The organism is Erythrobacter sp. (assembly GCF_035194505.1).
Taxonomy (GTDB): domain Bacteria; phylum Pseudomonadota; class Alphaproteobacteria; order Sphingomonadales; family Sphingomonadaceae; genus Erythrobacter.
This window is the reverse complement of sequence record NZ_CP136573.1, coordinates 3,028,630-3,046,276: the sequence shown is the minus strand read 5'-3', so window position 1 is coordinate 3,046,276 and position 17,647 is coordinate 3,028,630. Positions and strand designations below refer to the sequence as shown.

The window sequence follows — 17,647 nt, the reverse complement described above, 5'->3', positions numbered from 1 at the left end:
GGCGCAGGCCCTAGAACAGCTTCCGGAAGTCCAGCCCGACATAAAGCCCGATCGGATCGATCAGGAAGGGCTGGTAGTTGATCGGCGTGTTGCCGGCCTCGTCCCGCACGCGGCGCTGGGCATCGAACAGGTTGTCGGCGCGCAGGGACACGCGGGTGTCCTTCAGGAAGCCTTCGTTCTTGCCGGTGATCTCGCCGATATTGGCGAAGATGCGCAGGTTGAAGGTGACGATATCGTCGAAGAACAGATCGGTGCTGCCCGGCAGGCCCGAACCGTCGATGCGGGTGGTGCCGGTGTAGATGCCCGAAAGGCGGAAGCCCACGCCCTTGCCAAACAGACCCGCTTCAAGCCGGCTCGAATGGCGCGGCAGGCCGAAGGCCCCGGTCGCCTGACCGTCAAGCTGGTCGAGCGGATTGAGGCCGTTGGCGATCAGGATCTCGTTGTCGAGCTCGATCGCATGAGTGAGGTTCACGAAGTAGCGGAAGCCCTGCATGTTGCGGCCGCCCGCCAGCGGGTTGAAGGCCGGAGGCCCACCCGCCGGAGCGCCGCCGCCAGCCGCAGGCGCACCGCCTGCCTGTGCAGGAGCGGGCATCATCGCGCAGAAGCGCTGCTGGAACTGGGCCAGCGCTTCGGGCGGGATCGTGCCATCGGGCGCGCGCGAACGATCGATCGCCATCTTGATGAAGGCCGGATCGACGCCGGGCATCTCGGCCGAGACATCCTCGCCGCGCTCGATCTTGCCGATCAGCTCGGCAATCGCCTTGGTGCCGTCAGGGCCGCAAGCCCGCTCGCGGAAAGCGGCAAGCTGCGGATTGGCCGCAGGCGCACTGCCCGGCGCACCGCCGGGTGCGCCGCCGGGTGCTCTGGCCGGAGCGCCGCTGCCAGCCGGTGCCCCGCCCGGTGCGCCGCCGCCCATCATCATCGACGGATCGAAGCTGCAGATGCGGGTGCGGAAACTTGCCAGACGGGCCGGATCGACCTTGCCGTCCTCACCCCGCAGGCGCGACAGCATCGGCGCGAGGCGCGACGGGTCGATCCCGGGGAATTCGGCCGAAAGGTCCGCGCCGCTGTCAATCGCGGCGACCAGCTTTTCGAGGAAGGCGAGGCCATCATCGGCGCACAGCCGGGTGCGGAAGGCCATGAACTGCTCGCGCTGCTCAGGGCTCGGCATGCCGCCGGCACCGAAGCGCGGCGGGCCGCCCGCAGGCGCTGCACCTGCCGCAGGCGCTGCACCTGCCGCAGGCGCTGGGCCAGTGGTCGGCGGAGCCGGGGTCGCTGCTGCTGGCGCTGCGCCTGCAGGAGGCCCGCCCGCGCCCGCCGGACGACCGCCGCCGGGGCCGCCAAAGCCGCCGCCAGCCGGTGCGCCGATGCTGCCATTGGTCGAGAAGATGAACTGCACCCGGTTCGCCCGCGTCTCGGCAAAGCTCACCGAACGCCGGTCAACCGCGGTCAGGCGGCCCGTCGCATCGCGGGTGACACGGCCCGGGAAGGCCGCCTCGATCTCGGGCGTGATCTGCGGGAAGGCGCTCACCACATTGTCCGAACGGTTGCGGATATACTCCACTGTCAGACGGGTGTTTTCCCAGAACGGCAGCGACCAGTTGGCAGCAAACTTCCAGTCGCGCTGCGTTTCCGCCGGAAGCGCGGGATTGCCGCCGGTGGTGACATCGGCCAGCACAGTCTCGCCGCGGGTGAAATCGAACACCGGCACGTTGAAATTGGTGATCACCGGATTGCCCAGCGCGCCCAGACCCGGTACAACCTCGCGGAAGATATAGGTGGCCGATAGGTCCAGCCCGTCAACCGGCGACCAGTTGAGCCCCGCGTTCCAGTCTCCCAGCACGCCGAAATCGCTGAGATCCTCGATCCCCGCCTGCAGGTTGAGCGTGAAGGTGCCCAGCGCATCGGCCACGCCCGCACGGCGGCTGGTGATCGGGATCACCACGTTGGCGCCGGTCGAAAGGTTACGGCGCGTCAGAGTGACGTTCTGATTGCTGCGGGTGTCGCTGCTCTCGATCTGCTGCCAGTCGAGTCCGGCATCGAAGGTCGCCAGCACTTCGCCTGCCGGAAGCTCGCCCAGCGGCCCTTCGAGCGTGGTGCGCGACTGGCCGGTAATGTTGCGGCTGCGGGCGATATCGAAGCCGGCATCGGCATCGGTCGGCAGCGGACCGGTGGGCGAAAGCGTGCCGGCCAGCGCGGCATTGACGAGCCCGCGCGTGTCGAAGCGGCGGTCGATCTCGGTCTCGCTCTCGGTCAGCGAGGCATCGAAAGTGGTGGTGAGGCGGAAGGAATTGACCGGCTTGGTCAGCGATCCCGCGGTCGAGAAGCGATCGGTCGAATTGCGGCGTGCGAGCGGCGTGTCCTCGCCGAAGGTGCGGGTGATGCCCGGCACCGCCGGATTGCTCGTCAGCACCACGGTGTTGAGACCGTCGAGGCTGCGGGTTTCGTTGCGCTGGTAATTCAGGTTGGCGCTCAGCGCCGTGCCGCTTTCGATATAGGCCTTGGCCCAGCTGACATTGCCTTCAAGCCCGAAGGTGTCGGCAGCAAGGCTGCGATATTCGGCCTGCGCCGGATCACCCGGCACAGTGGAGACCGAACCCGGCGTCTGGCGCACATCGCGCTCGTCTTCGGTCAGCAGCGAGGAATCGCTGATCTCGAAATCGACGTTGAAGCGCCCGCCATCGGCAATGCGCAGCGTGCCGAAATCCTGCTCAGTGCGGGTAAGGCCCCCGCGCGAGGGGGTTTCGAACTCCAGCTCGACTTCGCGGTTGGAGTAGTTTTCCTTGAGGATCAGGTTGATGACGCGGCGATCAGGCGGAAAGCCGAAGCGCTGGGCGACTTCTTCAGGGAACACCTCGACCCGCGCGAGCGCCTCGGGCGGATAGGAGGCGAATTCGCGGAAAGAACCGATGCGGATGCCGTTCACCAGGATCACCGGCATGCCGCCGCCCCCGCGGCCGCGGGCCGAGCCGGTCTGCGCGCTGATCTGGGCGATGAGATCGGTGATCGAGGTCACGCCCTCGGCGGCAATCGCGGCTTCATCGAGCTGGAGCAGCGGGGCCTGTTCGACCAGCAGCTGGCCGCGGATACGCTTGCCGCTGACGATGATCTGGTCGCCGGAGACAGCCGTGCCGCTGGCGCTGTCAGGCTCTTCGTCCGCCGTCGGCTGCGGGACGGCCACCGGCTGGGGCTGGGTCGTCTCGCCAAGGGCGGTGTTGGCGCTGGCGAGCACCGGCATGGCAACAGCAAGGCTGGCAGCGCAGGTGCCGGCGCGCAAGAGAGCGCGGGAGAGCGGCGAGAGGTTCATGGTGTCCCTTCAAATCATAAAAATCGTCTCGGGCCGGCTATTACCGGTCCCGGGTGTTCGGGGCAGGAACGCGGTGCGTCCGCAAACCCTGCATATGTCGCCCGAAATCAGGCCCCGAATCAGACATCGCGCGGCCCTTAAAGCTGGAGCCTTCCCTTTTGGTTCCCGCATCGCTAAAGCGCGCTTGAATTTCGACCGGCGTATTGTGCGCCGCGTCATAGACACACTGCACACACAAAGGAATTTCATGGCCAAGGAAGAACTCCTCGAAATGCGCGGGCGCGTGGTTGAATTGCTGCCCAATGCGATGTTCCGGGTGGAGCTTGAAAACGGCCATGAAGTGCTCGGCCACACCGCAGGCAAGATGCGCAAGAACCGCATCCGCGTGCTGGTGGGTGACGAGGTGCTGTGCGAGCTGACCCCTTACGATCTCACCAAGGCGCGCATCACCTATCGCTTCATGCCGGGTCGCGGCGGCCCCGGCCCGCAATAAGGGCCACGGGCCCACCACATGGGCTCTCACCATCTAACCTTGGCATCAGCCTCGCCCCGGCGGCGCGAATTGCTCGCGCGGCTGGGTCTTGCCCCTGATGCCGTGGTGCCAGCCGATATCGACGAGACCCCGCTCAAGGGCGAACTGCCCCGCGCCTATGCCCTTCGCATGGGCCGCGAGAAGGCGTCTGCGGTGGAGGCGCCCGGCTTCGTGCTGGCGGGCGATACCGTGGTCGCGGTCGGCCGCCGGATCCTGCCCAAGACCGAGACAGAGGATGAAGCGCGCGCCTGTCTCGAACTGATGAGCGGGCGGCGGCATCAGGTGCTCTCCAGCGTCGTCCTGCGCGCGCCCGACGGCAGTTTGCGCGAGCGGCTCGATGAAACCGTGGTGTGCTTCAAGCGCCTCTCGCCAGAGGAAATCGCCGCCTATCTCGCTGGCGGCGAATGGCAGGGCAAGGCCGGCGGCTATGCCATTCAGGGCCCTGCGGAAGGCCTCATCGCGTGGATCAGGGGCAGCCATTCGGGCGTGATGGGCCTGCCGCTCTATCACACCCGCGCGCTGCTCAAGGGAGCGGGTTTCTCCATTGGCTGAGTGGCTGATCGAGCACGGCATCGGCGAGACCCGCGCGTTGCTGGTCGAAGGCGACAATGTGCTCGCCGCCCGCATCCAATGGCCGGGTGAACTGGTCGTCGGGGCGCGGGTCTCGGGCCAGCTTGTCACCAAACTTGCGGGCAAACGTCGCGGGATTGTGCGGCTGGACAATGGCGCAGAGGCGCTGGTCGATCACCTGCCCGCCAATGTGACCGAGGGCCAGCAGCTCGACTGCGTGATCACCCGCGCACCCATTGCCGAACGCGGGCGGCTGAAGCGTGCGCAGGCGCGGGTGGCGGGCAGCGATGCGCCGGTCTCCGCCTTCCCCGAAGGCCAAACCCTGCACCGCTTTCCCGCCGGGCTGTGGGACGAGGTGTGGCACGCCGCCAGCGCGGGCGAGATCGCCTTTGCGGGCGGCAGCATCCTTGTCAGCACCACGCCTGCGATGACGGTGATCGACATCGACGGCAACGGCAGCCCCCGCGATCTGGCGCTGGCCGCCATCCCCGCCATCGGACAGGCGCTGCGCTGGTTCGATATCGGCGGCAATATCGGCATCGACTTCCCGACCATTCAGGACAAGGCCGAGCGCAAGGCGGTGGACGCCGCGCTCGACGTGGAGCTGGCCGACTGGCCGCATGAACGCACCGCGATGAACGGCTTCGGCTTCGTCCAGCTGGTCGCGCGGCTCGAAGGCCCCTCTCTGCTGCACCGATTCGCGACTTCGCGCACCGGAATGTGCGCGCGCCATGCCCTGCGGGTGGCCGAACAGGCGCAAGGCCACGGCCCGGTGCTCGAATTGCGGGTGCATCCGGCGCTGAAAGCCAAATTGAAGCCCGAATGGCTCGCCGAGCTCACCCGCCGCACGGGCCGCGAGGTGCGCGTGGAGAGCGATCCCGGCCTTGCACTCGAAGCGCCGAGCGCGCAGATCGTGGCGGCATGACAAAATCCCGCACCTGCCCCATTTGCCGCAAGGCCCGCAGCGAGGCCTTCACCCCCTTCTGCTCGCAGCGCTGCAAGGATCGCGATCTGGCGCGCTGGTTCTCCGATTCCTATGCGGTTCCCGGCCCTCCCGCCGATCCCGAGGAACTCGCCCGCGAGGATTGGCGCGAGCAGGATTGAGCGCAGCGCAATATTCCTCTCGCGCTTTCCACAAATCCCCCTTGCCAACCCCCGCCGCCTTCGCCATAGGGCCGCTCTCATTTGCTCGCCGGGGCAGCCGCAAGGCTTCATCCCGTCGCTCGCAGCGAATGCCCGAGTAGCTCAGGGGTAGAGCAGCGGATTGAAAATCCGCGTGTCGGTGGTTCAAATCCGCCCTCGGGCACCATTCGCTGAAAAGGGCCAACCGCCCAAAGGGAAAGTGCCGATGTCCCGCCGCACCAAGATCTACGAAGGCAAGGCCAAGATCCTCTACGAAGGCCCGGAGCCGGGCACGCTCATCCAGTATTTCAAGGATGATGCCACCGCCTTCAACGCCGAGAAGAAGGGCACGATCGCGGGCAAGGGCGTGATCAATAATCGCATCAGCGAGCATGTCTTCACCCGCCTCGGCCATATCGGCATCCCGACCCACTTCATCCGCCGCCTCAACATGCGCGAGCAGCTGATCCGGCAGGTCGAGATCATTCCGCTGGAAGTGGTGGTGCGCAATGTCGCAGCCGGTTCCATCTCCAAGCGCCTCGGCATCCCCGAAGGCGAACCGCTGCCGCACACGCTGATCGAATATTACTACAAGGACGATGCGCTCGGCGATCCGCTGGTGGCCGAAGAGCACATCGCCTGCTTCAACTGGTGCAGCAACGAGGAGATGCATGACATGTCCTCGATGGCGATCCGCATCAATGATTTCCTGTGCGGGATGTTCGCGGCGATCGACATCCGCCTCGTCGACTTCAAGCTCGAATTCGGCCGACTTTACGATGGCGATTACAGCCGCGTAATCCTGGCTGACGAGATCAGCCCGGATGGCTGCCGCCTGTGGGACATGGCGACCGGCGAAAAGCTCGACAAGGACCGCTTCCGCCGCGATCTGGGCGGCGAGGAGGAGGCGTACCGCGAAGTCGCCCGCCGCCTCGGCCTGCTGGGCGCGGAAGACAATGGCCCGGGCGAGGTGTTCGACCTGTCGCACGCCCGCTCGCGCCTGCGTGGCCCCCCGCCGCTCAAGAAGTAATCCCGAACAGAATTAGCCCCCTTCACAGCCTCGCGATCCTCGCATAGGTTGACCGAAGTCCTTGTCGCTGCGGCATTATCCGCCCTGCCGACGGACCAGCATGGGGGCGTTTGCATGTATTGGAAATCCGCGGTGGTGGCAGGGCTTCTGGCCCAGTCGGGCCTTGCTTTGGCACAGACCCAGCAGGCCATCGCGGTTGCCCCCGCCCCAACGTGGGCGACCCTCTCCGAGCCGCTCGACGTGCCGCCCGATACGCAAGGGACAACCTTCCTGCGGCGGCAGGCGAGCTTCGTTCGCCTCACTGCGACCGGGCACGAGCTTTTCAGCAGCCAGATGATCCGCGTGCTCCAGCCGCAAGCGCTCGAAATCGGCAATATCGCGATCGGCTGGAACCCGGCTGCGGGCGAGGCGCGGGTGCACAAGGTGGTGATCCACCGCCGCGGTCAGATGATCGACGTGCTCGCCAAGGCCGGCTTTGAAATCCTGCGCCGCGAAGACCAGCTCGAAGCCGCGATGCTCGACGGGATGCTCACCGCGGTGCTGCGCGTGCCGGATCTGCGCGTGGGCGATGATCTGGAGGTCGAATACTCCGTCCCCTTGCACGATGCGACCCTGCGCGAGGCGAGCCACGGGCTCCTGTTCATGGGGCCAAGCCCGCCGCCCGGACGCTACAAGCTCGATCTGTCGTGGGAGGACGGGCAGGCGCCGCGCACCCTCATCACCCCCGATCTGGCGCCGCTGGTCAAGCGCGAGCCCAATCGCATCGTCATCACGGTCGACAACCCCGCCCCGCTCACCCCGCCGCGCGATGCCCCGCCGCGCTATGAATGGGCGCGGATCGTCGAGTTTTCGGACTTTGCCGACTGGCAGGCGGTCTCGCGCCGGTTCCACACCCTGTTTGCCGCAGCATCCACCCTCGCCCCCAATTCGCCGCTGCGCGAGGAAGCCGCGGCCATTCGCGCTTCCACGCCCGATCCGGTCAAGCAGGCGCAGGCCGCGCTCGAACTGGTGCAGCAGCAGGTGCGCTACGTCTATGTCGGGCTGAACGGCGGCAATTTCACGCCCGCCAGTGCCGACGAAACATGGGAGCGGCGCTACGGCGACTGCAAGGGCAAGACCGTGATGCTGCTGGCGCTGCTGGCGGAACTCGGCATCCCGGCCGAAGCTGTGCTGGTCAACAATTCCGCCTCGACCGACGGGCTCGACCAGCGGCTCGCCAACCCGGGCATGTTCGATCACGTGCTGGTGCGCGCCAAGGTGGGCGGCAAGACGCTGTGGCTCGACGGGACCCTGCCCGATGTGATCGAAGCGCGGGCTGAGCCGTTCCTGCCCTATCAATGGGTGCTGCCGCTGTCGGCCAAGGGCACCGCACTCGAACGGCTGGCGGACAAGCCCTTTGCCCTGCCGCAGGTGATGGAGCTGTTCGATATCGACGCCAGCGCCGGCTTCGATACGCCCGCCACGATCAGCCTCACCACGGTGCGGCGCGGGGCCGAGGGGCTGGGGCAGCACCTGCAATTCTCCTCGGTCAGCGCGGCCCAGCTGGAAACGGCGTTCAAGAGCCAGCTGACCGGCTCATCGACATGGGACCGGATCGACACGGTCAAATATCGCTATGACCGCGCGACCCAGGCGGCGATCCTCACCATCACCGGCACAGGGCCGGTGGAATGGGAAAAGGAAGGCGCGCAGGGGCGCTATTACCGCCTGCCCGGCGGCGGCTTCAATCCGCCCGGCCGGCGCCAGCGCAGCGAAACCGGCGCGGGCGCGATCCCCTTCTATCAGGCCCCCGATTACACCTGCCACGTCACCACGGTGCGCCTGCCGCAGGGCACCGAAGTGGCCGATTGGGGCTTCAACTCCGTGTTCGATACCATGCTCTATGGCGAGACCTATTATCGCATGATGGAGCTGCGCAAGGACGACCGGACGCTGCGCCTTGTGCGCGGGAACCGGGTGGAGCAGCTGGAGATCCCGCCGGAAAAGGCCGAGCGCGACAATGCCCGGCTTGGTGATTTCGACAACTCGATGGCGATCCTGTCCTACAGTCCGGGCGAAATGGGCGAGCCGTGGGGCGGGCTGAAACCGGTGCCGGCGGTAGCGGAGATCGACTGGGCCGCCGCCAATCCGCCGTGCCTGCCGGCCGACGTCATCGCCCCTCTCCCCAAGCGCTGACAGCTTTGTCGCAATGCGGGGCTGACAGCTTGCGGCATTGCGCTAGTCTGCCGCGTCCGAAACCCTCTTTACGGGATACCCTGCCTGCCATGATGCCCCATTTCCGCGCGCTCTCTGCCGGGCTCCTGCTCGCCCTCTCGCCGCTGGCGCTCACCACCGCGCTTGCCGCGCAGGAGGCGGCCCCTGCGGCTGCGACAGGCAGCGCCGAAGCCGCGCCCGCGCCGGTCTGGGCCTTCGAGAAGAGCGATGTCCCGGCGGATCAATCCTACGTCTACGGGCGGCTCGCCAACGGAATGCGCTACATCATCCGCCGCAACGCCACCCCGCAGGGCACGGCGATGGTGCGGATGCGGATCGATTCCGGGAGCCTTGCGGAAAACGATGACGAGCGCGGCCTCTCGCACTTTCTCGAACACATGGCCTTCAACGGATCGAAGGGGATTCCCGAGGGCGAGATGGTGAAGCTGCTCGAACGCGAGGGGCTGGCCTTCGGGGCGGATACCAACGCCTCGACCGGCTTCGAGGCGATCACCTACATGCTCAACCTGCCGCGCAACAACGAGGCCCTGCTGGGCACCGCGCTGATGCTGATGCGCGAAACCGCGAGCGAGTTGACGATCTCGCAGGACGCCGTTGCGCGCGAGCGCGGCGTGATCCTGGCCGAAAGGCGTGACCGCGCGGGCTACCAGCAGCGCAATTACGAGGACAATGTCGCCTTCCTCGCCCCCGAGGCGCGCTATGCCAGCCGCCTGCCGATCGGCACGCTGGAGGTGCTGGAGAACGCCGGGGCGGATCGCATCCGCGGGCTCTACAGCCGCACCTATGTGCCGGCCAACACCACCGTCGTTGTCGTGGGCGACATCCCGGTCGAGACCGTCGAGGCAGCGATCAACGCGCGCTTTGCCGATTGGGCCGCAGCGCCTGCGCCCACCAAGCCGGTCGCCGGGCCGATCGACACAGGCGCCAAGGGCCGCACCGACATCTATCTCGATCCGGCCCTGTCCGAGAGCGTCACCATCAATCGCTTCGCCCCGTGGCGCGACGAGCCCGACACCATCGCCAACCGCGAGGCCTCGCTCATCCGCCGGATCGGCTATGGCATCATCAACCGCCGCCTCGTGCGGCTTGCCATCGGCAGCGATGCGCCGTTCCGCAGCGCGAGCTTCGGCACGGGCGACATCTTCGAGGATGCGCAGGTCACCAGTATCAGCGTCGATAGCGCCGATGGCGAATGGAAGAAGGGCGTGCTCGCCGCCGTCCGCAGCGTCAACGAGGCGCTGACCTATGGCTTCACCCGCGCGGAACTCGACGAACAGCTCGCCAATCTGCGCAGCGGATATGAGGACGCGGCCAAGGCAGCCGAGACCCGCAGCCATTCCGCCTTCATGGGCGCAGCCCTCGCGCTCGCCAGCGACGAGCGGGTGCCCACCACCCCGCAATGGCAGCTCGCCGAGTTCGAGCGGATTGCCCCCACGCTCACGCCGCAAGCCGTGTGGAACGCAGTCAAGGCCGATGCCGTGCCATTGGATGATCCGCTGATCCGCTTCACCGGCCGCACCGCGCCTGCGGGCGGCGAGGCGGCCCTGCGCAGCGCCTATGCCGAAGCCATGGCCCTGCCCATCGCCGCGCCTGCCGACAGCGGCCCGCTGGCCTTTGCCTATCAGGACTTCGGCGCGCCCGGCACAATTGTCTCGGACACCACCGAACCGCGCCTTGGCCTGCGCCAGATCCGCTTTGCCAACGGCGTGCGCCTGACCCTCAAACAGACCACCCTGCGCGAGGACCGCATTGCCTTCACCCTCGCGGTGGACGGGGGCGATCTGATGAACACCAGCGAAGCGCCGATGCGCGTGGCGCTGGTCGATTCGCTCGCATTGGGCGGGCTCGGCAAGCACAGCCGCGACGAGCTTTCGAGCGTGCTCGCGGGCCGCTCGGTCGGCTTCGGCATCGCCAGCGCGGCGGATGCCTTCACCACCTCGGGCAATATCACCAAGCGCGATCTCGCCCTCCAGATGCAGGTGCTCGCTGCGACCCTCACCGATCCGGGCTATCGCCCCGAAGGCGAGGAGCGGTTCCGCAAGGGGCTCGACAATTACTTCGCCACGCTCGATTCCACCCCCGGCCGTGCGCTGGGATCGGCGCTGGGCGGCATCCTGTCGGACAATGATCCTCGCTTCACGCTCCAGCCCAAGGAAGCCTTCCTCGCGCTGAACTATGCGTCCTTGCGCGATGCCATCGGCGACCGGCTCGCCAAGGGCGCGATCGAGCTGGCGCTGGTGGGCGATTTCGACGAACAGGCCGCGATTGACGCCGTGGCGGCTACGCTCGGCGCGCTGCCTCAGCGCGAGGCCGAATTCCTGCCGCGCGAGGAGGCGCGCACCCGCCCCTTCACCGCCACCCGGGCCCCGCGCACCATCACCCACAAGGGCGAGGCCGATCAGGCGCAGCTGCAATGGACCTGGCCCACCACCGACGACAGCGATCTCGCCCAGACCCTGCGATTGGGTCTGCTCGCCCGGGTTGCCCGCATCGCGCTGACCGAAAAGCTGCGCGAGGAGCTGGGGCAGGCCTATTCGCCCTCGGCCGGAGCCTCCAACAGCCGCATCTACCGCGATTTCGGCACCTTCACGCTCTCGGTCTCGGTCGATGTCGCACAGGCCGACAAGGCGCGCGCGGCGGTCGAGGCGGTGGTCGCTGCCCTGCGCGATGCCCCGCCGTCAGCCGACATGATCGAACGCGCGCGGCGCCCGCTGCTCGAGGACTATGACAATGCCCTGAAGGATCTGGGCGGCTGGATGGGCCTCGCCGCCAGAGCCCAGAGCGATCCGGCGCGGATCGACCGCTGGTTCGCCTCGCCCGATCTGATCCGCGCGATCACGCCCGAAGAGCTTCAGGCGACCGCCGCCAAATGGCTCGCTCCGGGCGGCGCGGTGCAGGTCTCGGTGGTGCCGGAAACGAAATAGCCCCCCGCACGCGCAACAAAAAAGGCCGGCAGGATCGCTCCTGCCGGCCTTTTTGTTGGTCGCCTGAGCGATCAGTAGTTGACGTTGAACGACACGCCGATGACGCGCGGTTCGTTGACGAAGGCGGTGTTGTTGTTGAAATCAATCACGCCCAGCACGTTGTCTTCATTGGTGATGTTGCGGGCGAAGGCCGCCAGTTCCCACTCGCCATTGCCGCCCGAATAGCCGACGCGCAGGCCGCCTTCGATGCGGCTCCCGGCGTTGAATTCGCGGCTGGTGTAAAGCAGGAAGTTCGTCTCGCCGAGGTAGGTCCAGTCGGTGAAGATGAAGAACTCGCCGCTGTCACCCATCGGAATGCCGTAGCGCGCAGTGAAATCGCCGCTCCACTCGGGCGCGTTGGGGAAGGGATTGCCGTCGATCAGCGCGCGGGTGCTGCCGCCGATCACGCGGGTCGGATCGGTCACGTTGCACTGCGCACAGATGCCCACCGCAAGGTTGGGATCCTGGATCTCGGTGTTGTTGTAGGCCATGCCCAGCGTCACAAGGAAGTTCGGCGTGATCTGGAAGGCGCTGTCGAGTTCGAAGCCATAGGCCTCGCCCTTGTTGGCGTTGATCAGCTGGACGAGGTTGCCCGCACCGCCGACAGCGGTGAACTGCGGATCTTCGACAGTGTAGTAGAACACCGCACCGTTGAGACGCACCTTGCGATCGGCCAGCTCGGTCTTGAAGCCGGCTTCCCACGAGGTGATCTTTTCCGACTGCGCGATCGAGGGCGCACCGAAGAAGGCGACGTCACGGCCCTGGATGGTCGGCGCGCGAAAGGCGTTGGCGACCTTAGCATAGACGCTGGCATCATCCGACAGATCGGCAAACACCGCGAGGTCCCAGCTCAGGCGGCTGTCACCCACGCTGCGCGCTTGCGGCGCGCCGGTGCGCACGAAGAAGTCCTTCTGGTCGTCGGTGTAGCGCAGACCGCCGGTGACCTTGAGCATGTCGGTGAGCTGGTAGGACAGCTGGCCGAACGCCGCCCAGGCTTCGTTGGTGTGGTTGACGGTGGCCGGCGGCGGGAAGGTGAAGCCGACGGTGGTGACGTCGAAATCGCTGTCGAAATAGAAGCCGCCGATCTGCCAGCTGAGCGCACCATCGCCGTTCGAGGCGAGGCGCACCTCCTGCGTGGTCTGCTTGAGATCGATCGAATCCTGCGTATCGGACGGGAAGGGAATGAAGCCCGGGCCCATGCGCGGCAGGAACACGGCGCCGAAGCCGCCGTCGATATCGCCGCGGCCCGAACCATCAGTGGTCCAGCGGCTGGTGATCGAGGTGAGCGTCGCGCCGTCGAATTCATAGGCCGCAGTCAGCGTCGCGCCGAACTGCTTGTAGTTCACCCGGTTGCCGCCGCCGCCATCGTAGAACACGGTGCCACGATCATAATTGGCGTTGAGGTTGTTGTTGTTCGGCCCGAGCACGTTGGCGCGGAAGAAGGTCGAAGCGCCGTCGAGATCACGGAAGTTGACCGAGGCAAGGATGCTCGCCCGCTCGGTCGGGGTGAACAGCAGCTGGCCACGGATGGCGAAATCGGTGAAGCTGCCCAGCACGTTCTTCTGGTTGGTGAAGCCGTTGTCGATCCAGTCGCCGCGGCGCTGCAACTGGGTCGCGACACGGAAGGCAAGCTTGTCTTCGATCAGCGGTCCGCCGACCGCGCCGCTCAGGGTGATCGTGTCGAGGCTGGCAAAGGACAGGCCGGCGCGCACGTCCATTTCCTGACCCGGCTTGATGCTGTCGACCTTGACGATCCCGGCCGGGGTGTTGCGGCCGAACAGCGTGCCCTGCGGGCCGCGCAGCACTTCGACGCGCTCGACATCGAAGATCGGGAAGCTCTTGAGGGTGACGTTCTCCATCACGACATCGTCAAGCAGCACCGAGACCGGCTGCGAGGCGGCGAGATCGAAATCGGTGTTGCCGAGGCCGCGGATATAGAAGCGCGGGGCGACACGGCCGTTCGAGCTTTCGACGTTGAGGCCCGGAACCGAACCGGCGAGCGCCGTCACATCGCCCGAGGCGCTGAAGATCGTGTCGATGCGCTGCTGATCGAGAATCTCGGCCGACACCGCGACGTCCTGGAGGTTTTCCTCGCGGCGGTTGGCGGTGACGATGATGGTGGCCAGCTGGCCCTCTTCGCTGGCGGTGGCTTCGGCATCCTGCGCCGCGGCAGGTGCGGCAAAGGCAAAGGCCGCCGCCAGAATGGTCGAACCGGCCCATGCGGCGCGGATGGCAGTGATACGCTGAGACATCGAACAAGCCCCTTTCGGAATGATCACAAGGAGAGTGGAACGGGTGCCGCCCCGCTGGCAGTTTCTGCGCAGATTTGCGACAAGGCTTTGCAATTGTGCAGCGCACAAGCCCGCCGATGCGCCACTATGTTTGCGCATGTTGCATCAAGGTTACAGGTTTGCCCGCTATGCGACCGGACTGCGACAAACGCCGCCCCCCGCGCGCGGTGCACAATCACGCGCGGGGCGATTGCGCCGCGCCCGCTTCGCGCTATAGCGGCGCCCAGATCCCTAAGCGCCCGGCGAGGAGTCCCGCCCCATGAAAGTCCGTGTTCTTGTCCGATTGAAGCCCGGCGTGCTCGACCCGCAGGGCCGCGCGGTGCACCATGCGCTCGAAGGCCTCGGCTTTGATGGTGTCAGCGACGTGCGCATCGGCCGGCTGATCGAGCTCGATGTCGCCGACGGCACCGACCATGCCGCGCTCACCCAGATGTGCGAAAAGCTGCTCGCCAACACCGTGATCGAGAACTTCTCGATCGAAGTTTCTGGCTCAACCGAAGGAGCCTGAGGCCATGGCTTTCCGCGCCGCAGTGATCACCTTCCCGGGCTCCAACTGCGACCGGGACATGGCAAGCGCCCTCGAGGCGCTCTCGGGCCAGAAGGCCATCCGCGTGTGGCACGGCGATGCCGATCTGCCTGACGGGCTTGATCTCATCGCCCTGCCCGGCGGCTTTTCCTATGGCGACTATCTGCGTTCCGGCGCGATGGCCGCACAAAGCCCGATCATGCGCGCGATTGTCGCGGCGGCGGAGCGCGGGGTGCCGGTGCTCGGCGTGTGCAACGGCTTCCAGGTGCTCACCGAAGCGCGCCTGCTGCCCGGCGCGCTGATGCGCAATGCTGGCCAGCGCTTCATCTGCCGCACCGTCGCGCTGACGGCAGAGAACACCGACACGATGTTCACCAGCGGCTTTGTGAGGGGCGAGACCCTGCACATCCCCGTCGCCCACCACGATGGCAATTACTTTGCCGATGCCGAGACGCTCGACCGGCTCGAAGGCGAAGGCCGCGTTGCCTTCCGCTATGCCGAGGCCGTCAATGGCTCGGCGCGCGATATTGCCGGGGTGCTGAGCGCCAATGGCCGGGTGCTGGGCATGATGCCGCACCCCGAACGCGCGATCGAACCGGCAGCCGTGGCCGCGCTTGGCGGGGCCGATGGTCGGCGCTTGTTCGAGAATATCCTCGGCGCGCTCGCCAGCGCGTAAGCCTTACGCCCGCAGAATGCGCGGGTTGTTGAACAGGCGCTGCGCTTCGATGCTCGCCATCGGGCGGCCGAAGTAATAGCCCTGGATCTTGTCGCAGCCGAGGTTGCGGATCAGTTCGGCTTCCTCGGCGGTTTCCACGCCTTCTGCCGTGGTGGTCATGTCGAGGCTCTTGGCCATGGCGACCACCGCGTTGATGATCGCGAGGCTTTCCGCACTGCCTTGCGCTGCGCCCTGCACGAAGGTGCGATCGACCTTGATGGTCGAGAACTTGAGCTTGCGGATGTAGCCGAGCGAGGAATAGCCCGTCCCGAAGTCGTCGAGCGCGACCGAGCAGCCCAGCGCCATGACCTGCTCCAGCGCATTGCGGGCCACGCTCGCATCGCGCAGGAAGATGCTCTCGGTCACTTCCACTTCAAGCCGTTCGGGGCGCAGGCCGCTCGCCGCCAGCGCTTCGACCACTTCCTGATGGAAGCCGGGTTCTAGCAGCTGTTCGGGCGAGACGTTGACGTTGACCTTGACGTGCTCGGGCCAGTTGCGCGCTTCCTCGCAGGCCTTGCGCATCACCCACTTGCCGATCGGCACGATCAGGCGGGTATCCTCGGCCAGCGGGATGAACTTGCCGGGGCTGACAAAGCCGTGATCGGTGCTGTTCCAGCGCACCAGCGGCTCGAAGCTGACCACAGTCTCGCTGCGCGAATCGACCACCGGCTGATAGTGCAGCTCCATCTCGTCGCGGCCCAGCGCCTTGCGCAGCGCGACTTCGAGCTGGCGGCGTTCCTCGGCGGAGGCGTGGAGCATCGGCTCGAAGCGGCAATGCTCGCCCCCGCCCGCATCCTTGGCGCGGTAGAGCGCAAGGTCGGCGTTGCGCATCAGTTCCTCGACCGTGCGCCCGTCACGCGGACCCATCGCCGAGCCGACGCTGGCGCCGACATAAAGCGTGTGCTGATCGACCTGATAGGGTTCGGACAGCTGATCGATCACCAGCCGGGCGAGCGTGTTGATCTCGTCGGCCTTGGAGAGATCGCGGATCACGATCGCGAATTCGTCGCCGCCCAGACGGCCGCACAGCTGGTTTTCGCCCATCAGCGATTTGAGCCGCGCCGACACCTGCGCCAGCAGCTTGTCGCCGGTCATGTGGCCGAGCGAATCGTTGACCGACTTGAAGCGGTCGAGATCCACCATCAGCAATGCGCAGCGCGTGCGCCACTGCTCGGCATAGCGCAGCGCCTCGCCCAGCCCCTCGGTCAGTTGCAGGCGGTTGGGCAGCTGGGTGAGCGTATCGAAGCGCGCAAGGAACGCGATCTTTTCCGACGACTTGCGCTGTTCGGTGACATCCGAGCCGACGCCGCGGAAACCGATAAAGCGCCCGCGATCATCGCGGATCGGGGTGCCCGAAAGCTCCCACCAGCGCTCCTCGCCCAGGATCGAGACCTGCACGAGGATATTGGAGAAATTCTCGCGGTTCTTGAGCCGCTCGGCCAGATCGTGAAGGCTGGGCGGGAATTGCCCGGTATCCCAGTTGCGCCCCGCCACCAGCTCGAGCAGCGGCATCCCCTCGACCTCGACCTGAGGACGGCCCAGCGCATAGGCGAAGCGCGGCGACACCGAGCGCAGACGGCGGGTGGTATCGATCTCCCACAGCCAGTCGGCCTCGTTCTCCTCGAACTCGCGCAGCAGCAGCGAGACGACCTCTTCCTTCTCCACCACGGCCGCTTCGGCGAAGCGCGCGGTCAGGAAGGTGCGCCCGACCTCGACCGTGCCGAGCAGCGCGACGATGGTGAACAGCACCGCGCCCACCGCGCCCAGCCACAGGCCCGCAAAGGCGAAGTGGAGCACGGTGGACACACCGATGATGCCGATGAAGCAGACAATCCCGAATGGCGCGGCAGTGTAGAAGAACACCGATCCCGACACGAGGATCGCCACCACCATCAGCATCGCCATCAGATCGCCGGGATCGCCGAAGAAGGGGAAGATGACGATGGCCGCGCCCCACACGAGGGCCGAGAGCACGGCAGTGTTTGCCTGCCGCATGAATTCCGCGCGGGTGACCCGCCGCCGGTCGACATCGGCCAGCGCAAGGTCGACTCGGGTGCCGTGCCAGTGCACGATCGCCATCACCGCCATCCACAGGCCCATGCCGATGAGGCCCACCTCGGCGACAAAGATTTGCGCCACGAACACCGCGAGAATCGCCTGGGTGAAGGTGCGATAGAAGGCCAGCTTGGCAAGCGCGGGATATTGCAGACCGCGCAGGCGCGCCCAGTCGTAATCGCCCTTGTCCGACAGGCCAAGCACGGCCGAGACCGGCAAATCAGCCGGTCGGGTGGCGCTATTGGGGGATGGCAGTTCGGTCACAAGAGCAACCTTAACTGCCAAAGGTTAGATTGCGGTAAATTCCCCCGCTAATCCCGAA

General features: G+C 66.5%; 12 protein-coding genes and 1 tRNA gene. 10 read left to right on the top strand and 3 right to left on the bottom strand.

Annotated features, from left to right (window positions below):
• Positions 1-10 precede the first annotated feature (10 nt).
• Positions 11-3,307 carry a TonB-dependent receptor gene (locus RSE14_RS14620; RefSeq protein WP_324074902.1) on the bottom strand — a complete coding sequence of 1,099 codons (3,297 nt, stop codon included), beginning with the start codon at positions 3,305-3,307 and terminating at the stop codon, positions 11-13.
• 247 nt (positions 3,308-3,554) lie between these two features.
• Between RSE14_RS14620 and infA the strand changes: the two genes are divergently transcribed.
• The 8 genes from infA to RSE14_RS14580 all read left to right on the top strand — a co-directional run bounded on the left by infA (position 3,555) and on the right by RSE14_RS14580 (position 11,699).
• A complete protein-coding gene (gene infA, locus RSE14_RS14615) occupies positions 3,555-3,800 on the top strand; it encodes a translation initiation factor IF-1 (protein WP_007163491.1) in 246 nt (81 codons plus the stop codon).
• An 18-nt stretch (positions 3,801-3,818) separates the two neighbouring features.
• The gene (locus RSE14_RS14610) at positions 3,819-4,391 is read left to right on the top strand and encodes a Maf family protein (RefSeq protein WP_324074873.1); all 573 of its coding nucleotides are present in this window, start codon (positions 3,819-3,821) and stop codon (positions 4,389-4,391) included.
• Positions 4,384-5,334: a ribonuclease E/G gene (locus RSE14_RS14605; RefSeq protein WP_324074871.1), complete on the top strand. Its 951-nt coding sequence runs from the start codon at positions 4,384-4,386 to the stop codon at positions 5,332-5,334. The genes RSE14_RS14610 and RSE14_RS14605 overlap by 8 nt, the downstream gene beginning before the upstream one ends.
• Entirely contained in the window at positions 5,331-5,513 is a 183-nt protein-coding gene (locus tag RSE14_RS14600; RefSeq protein WP_324074868.1) for a DNA gyrase inhibitor YacG, read from the top strand. The genes RSE14_RS14605 and RSE14_RS14600 overlap by 4 nt, the downstream gene beginning before the upstream one ends.
• A gap of 130 nt (positions 5,514-5,643) precedes the next feature.
• Positions 5,644-5,718 (top strand) — tRNA-Phe (locus tag RSE14_RS14595).
• A gap of 39 nt (positions 5,719-5,757) precedes the next feature.
• On the top strand, positions 5,758-6,561 hold the full coding sequence (gene purC / locus RSE14_RS14590; RefSeq protein WP_324074866.1) for a phosphoribosylaminoimidazolesuccinocarboxamide synthase: 804 nt from the start codon (positions 5,758-5,760) through the stop codon (positions 6,559-6,561).
• Between the two features lie 114 nt (positions 6,562-6,675).
• Positions 6,676-8,736: a DUF3857 domain-containing transglutaminase family protein gene (locus RSE14_RS14585; RefSeq protein ID WP_324074864.1), complete on the top strand. Its 2,061-nt coding sequence runs from the start codon at positions 6,676-6,678 to the stop codon at positions 8,734-8,736.
• Between the two features lie 89 nt (positions 8,737-8,825).
• Positions 8,826-11,699 (top strand): M16 family metallopeptidase, encoded by a 2,874-nt coding sequence (locus RSE14_RS14580; RefSeq protein WP_324074862.1) that lies wholly within the window; start codon positions 8,826-8,828, stop codon positions 11,697-11,699.
• Positions 11,700-11,770: 71 nt separating this feature from the next.
• On the opposite strand, the gene RSE14_RS14575 is transcribed toward RSE14_RS14580, so the two are convergent.
• The gene (locus RSE14_RS14575; protein ID WP_324074861.1) at positions 11,771-13,990 is read right to left on the bottom strand and encodes a TonB-dependent receptor; all 2,220 of its coding nucleotides are present in this window, start codon (positions 13,988-13,990) and stop codon (positions 11,771-11,773) included.
• 298 nt (positions 13,991-14,288) lie between these two features.
• Between RSE14_RS14575 and purS the strand changes: the two genes are divergently transcribed.
• Complete coding sequence (gene purS, locus RSE14_RS14570) at positions 14,289-14,537, top strand: phosphoribosylformylglycinamidine synthase subunit PurS (RefSeq protein ID WP_324074858.1); 249 nt, start codon at positions 14,289-14,291, stop codon at positions 14,535-14,537.
• A 4-nt stretch (positions 14,538-14,541) separates the two neighbouring features.
• Positions 14,542-15,231, top strand: coding sequence for a phosphoribosylformylglycinamidine synthase subunit PurQ (purQ, locus tag RSE14_RS14565; protein ID WP_324074856.1), 690 nt, complete (start codon positions 14,542-14,544; stop codon positions 15,229-15,231).
• A gap of 3 nt (positions 15,232-15,234) precedes the next feature.
• Here the strand turns inward: purQ and RSE14_RS14560 are convergent, their stop codons facing one another.
• Positions 15,235-17,589: a putative bifunctional diguanylate cyclase/phosphodiesterase gene (locus tag RSE14_RS14560; protein WP_324074854.1), complete on the bottom strand. Its 2,355-nt coding sequence runs from the start codon at positions 17,587-17,589 to the stop codon at positions 15,235-15,237.
• Between the last annotated feature and the right edge of the window lie 58 nt (positions 17,590-17,647).

Excerpts from the sequence above, each read along its gene's own strand:
- RSE14_RS14620 (WP_324074902.1), bottom strand. The coding sequence starts at position 3,307 with ATGAACCTCTCGCCGCTCTCCCGCGCTCTCTTGCGCGCCGGCACCTGC.
- infA (WP_007163491.1), top strand. The coding sequence starts at position 3,555 with ATGGCCAAGGAAGAACTCCTCGAAATGCGCGGGCGCGTGGTTGAATTG.
- RSE14_RS14610 (WP_324074873.1), top strand. The coding sequence starts at position 3,819 with ATGGGCTCTCACCATCTAACCTTGGCATCAGCCTCGCCCCGGCGGCGC.
- RSE14_RS14600 (WP_324074868.1), top strand. The coding sequence starts at position 5,331 with ATGACAAAATCCCGCACCTGCCCCATTTGCCGCAAGGCCCGCAGCGAG.
- purC (WP_324074866.1), top strand. The coding sequence starts at position 5,758 with ATGTCCCGCCGCACCAAGATCTACGAAGGCAAGGCCAAGATCCTCTAC.
- RSE14_RS14585 (WP_324074864.1), top strand. The coding sequence starts at position 6,676 with ATGTATTGGAAATCCGCGGTGGTGGCAGGGCTTCTGGCCCAGTCGGGC.
- RSE14_RS14580 (WP_324074862.1), top strand. The coding sequence starts at position 8,826 with ATGATGCCCCATTTCCGCGCGCTCTCTGCCGGGCTCCTGCTCGCCCTC.
- RSE14_RS14575 (WP_324074861.1), bottom strand. The coding sequence starts at position 13,990 with ATGTCTCAGCGTATCACTGCCATCCGCGCCGCATGGGCCGGTTCGACC.
- purS (WP_324074858.1), top strand. The coding sequence starts at position 14,289 with ATGAAAGTCCGTGTTCTTGTCCGATTGAAGCCCGGCGTGCTCGACCCG.
- purQ (WP_324074856.1), top strand. The coding sequence starts at position 14,542 with ATGGCTTTCCGCGCCGCAGTGATCACCTTCCCGGGCTCCAACTGCGAC.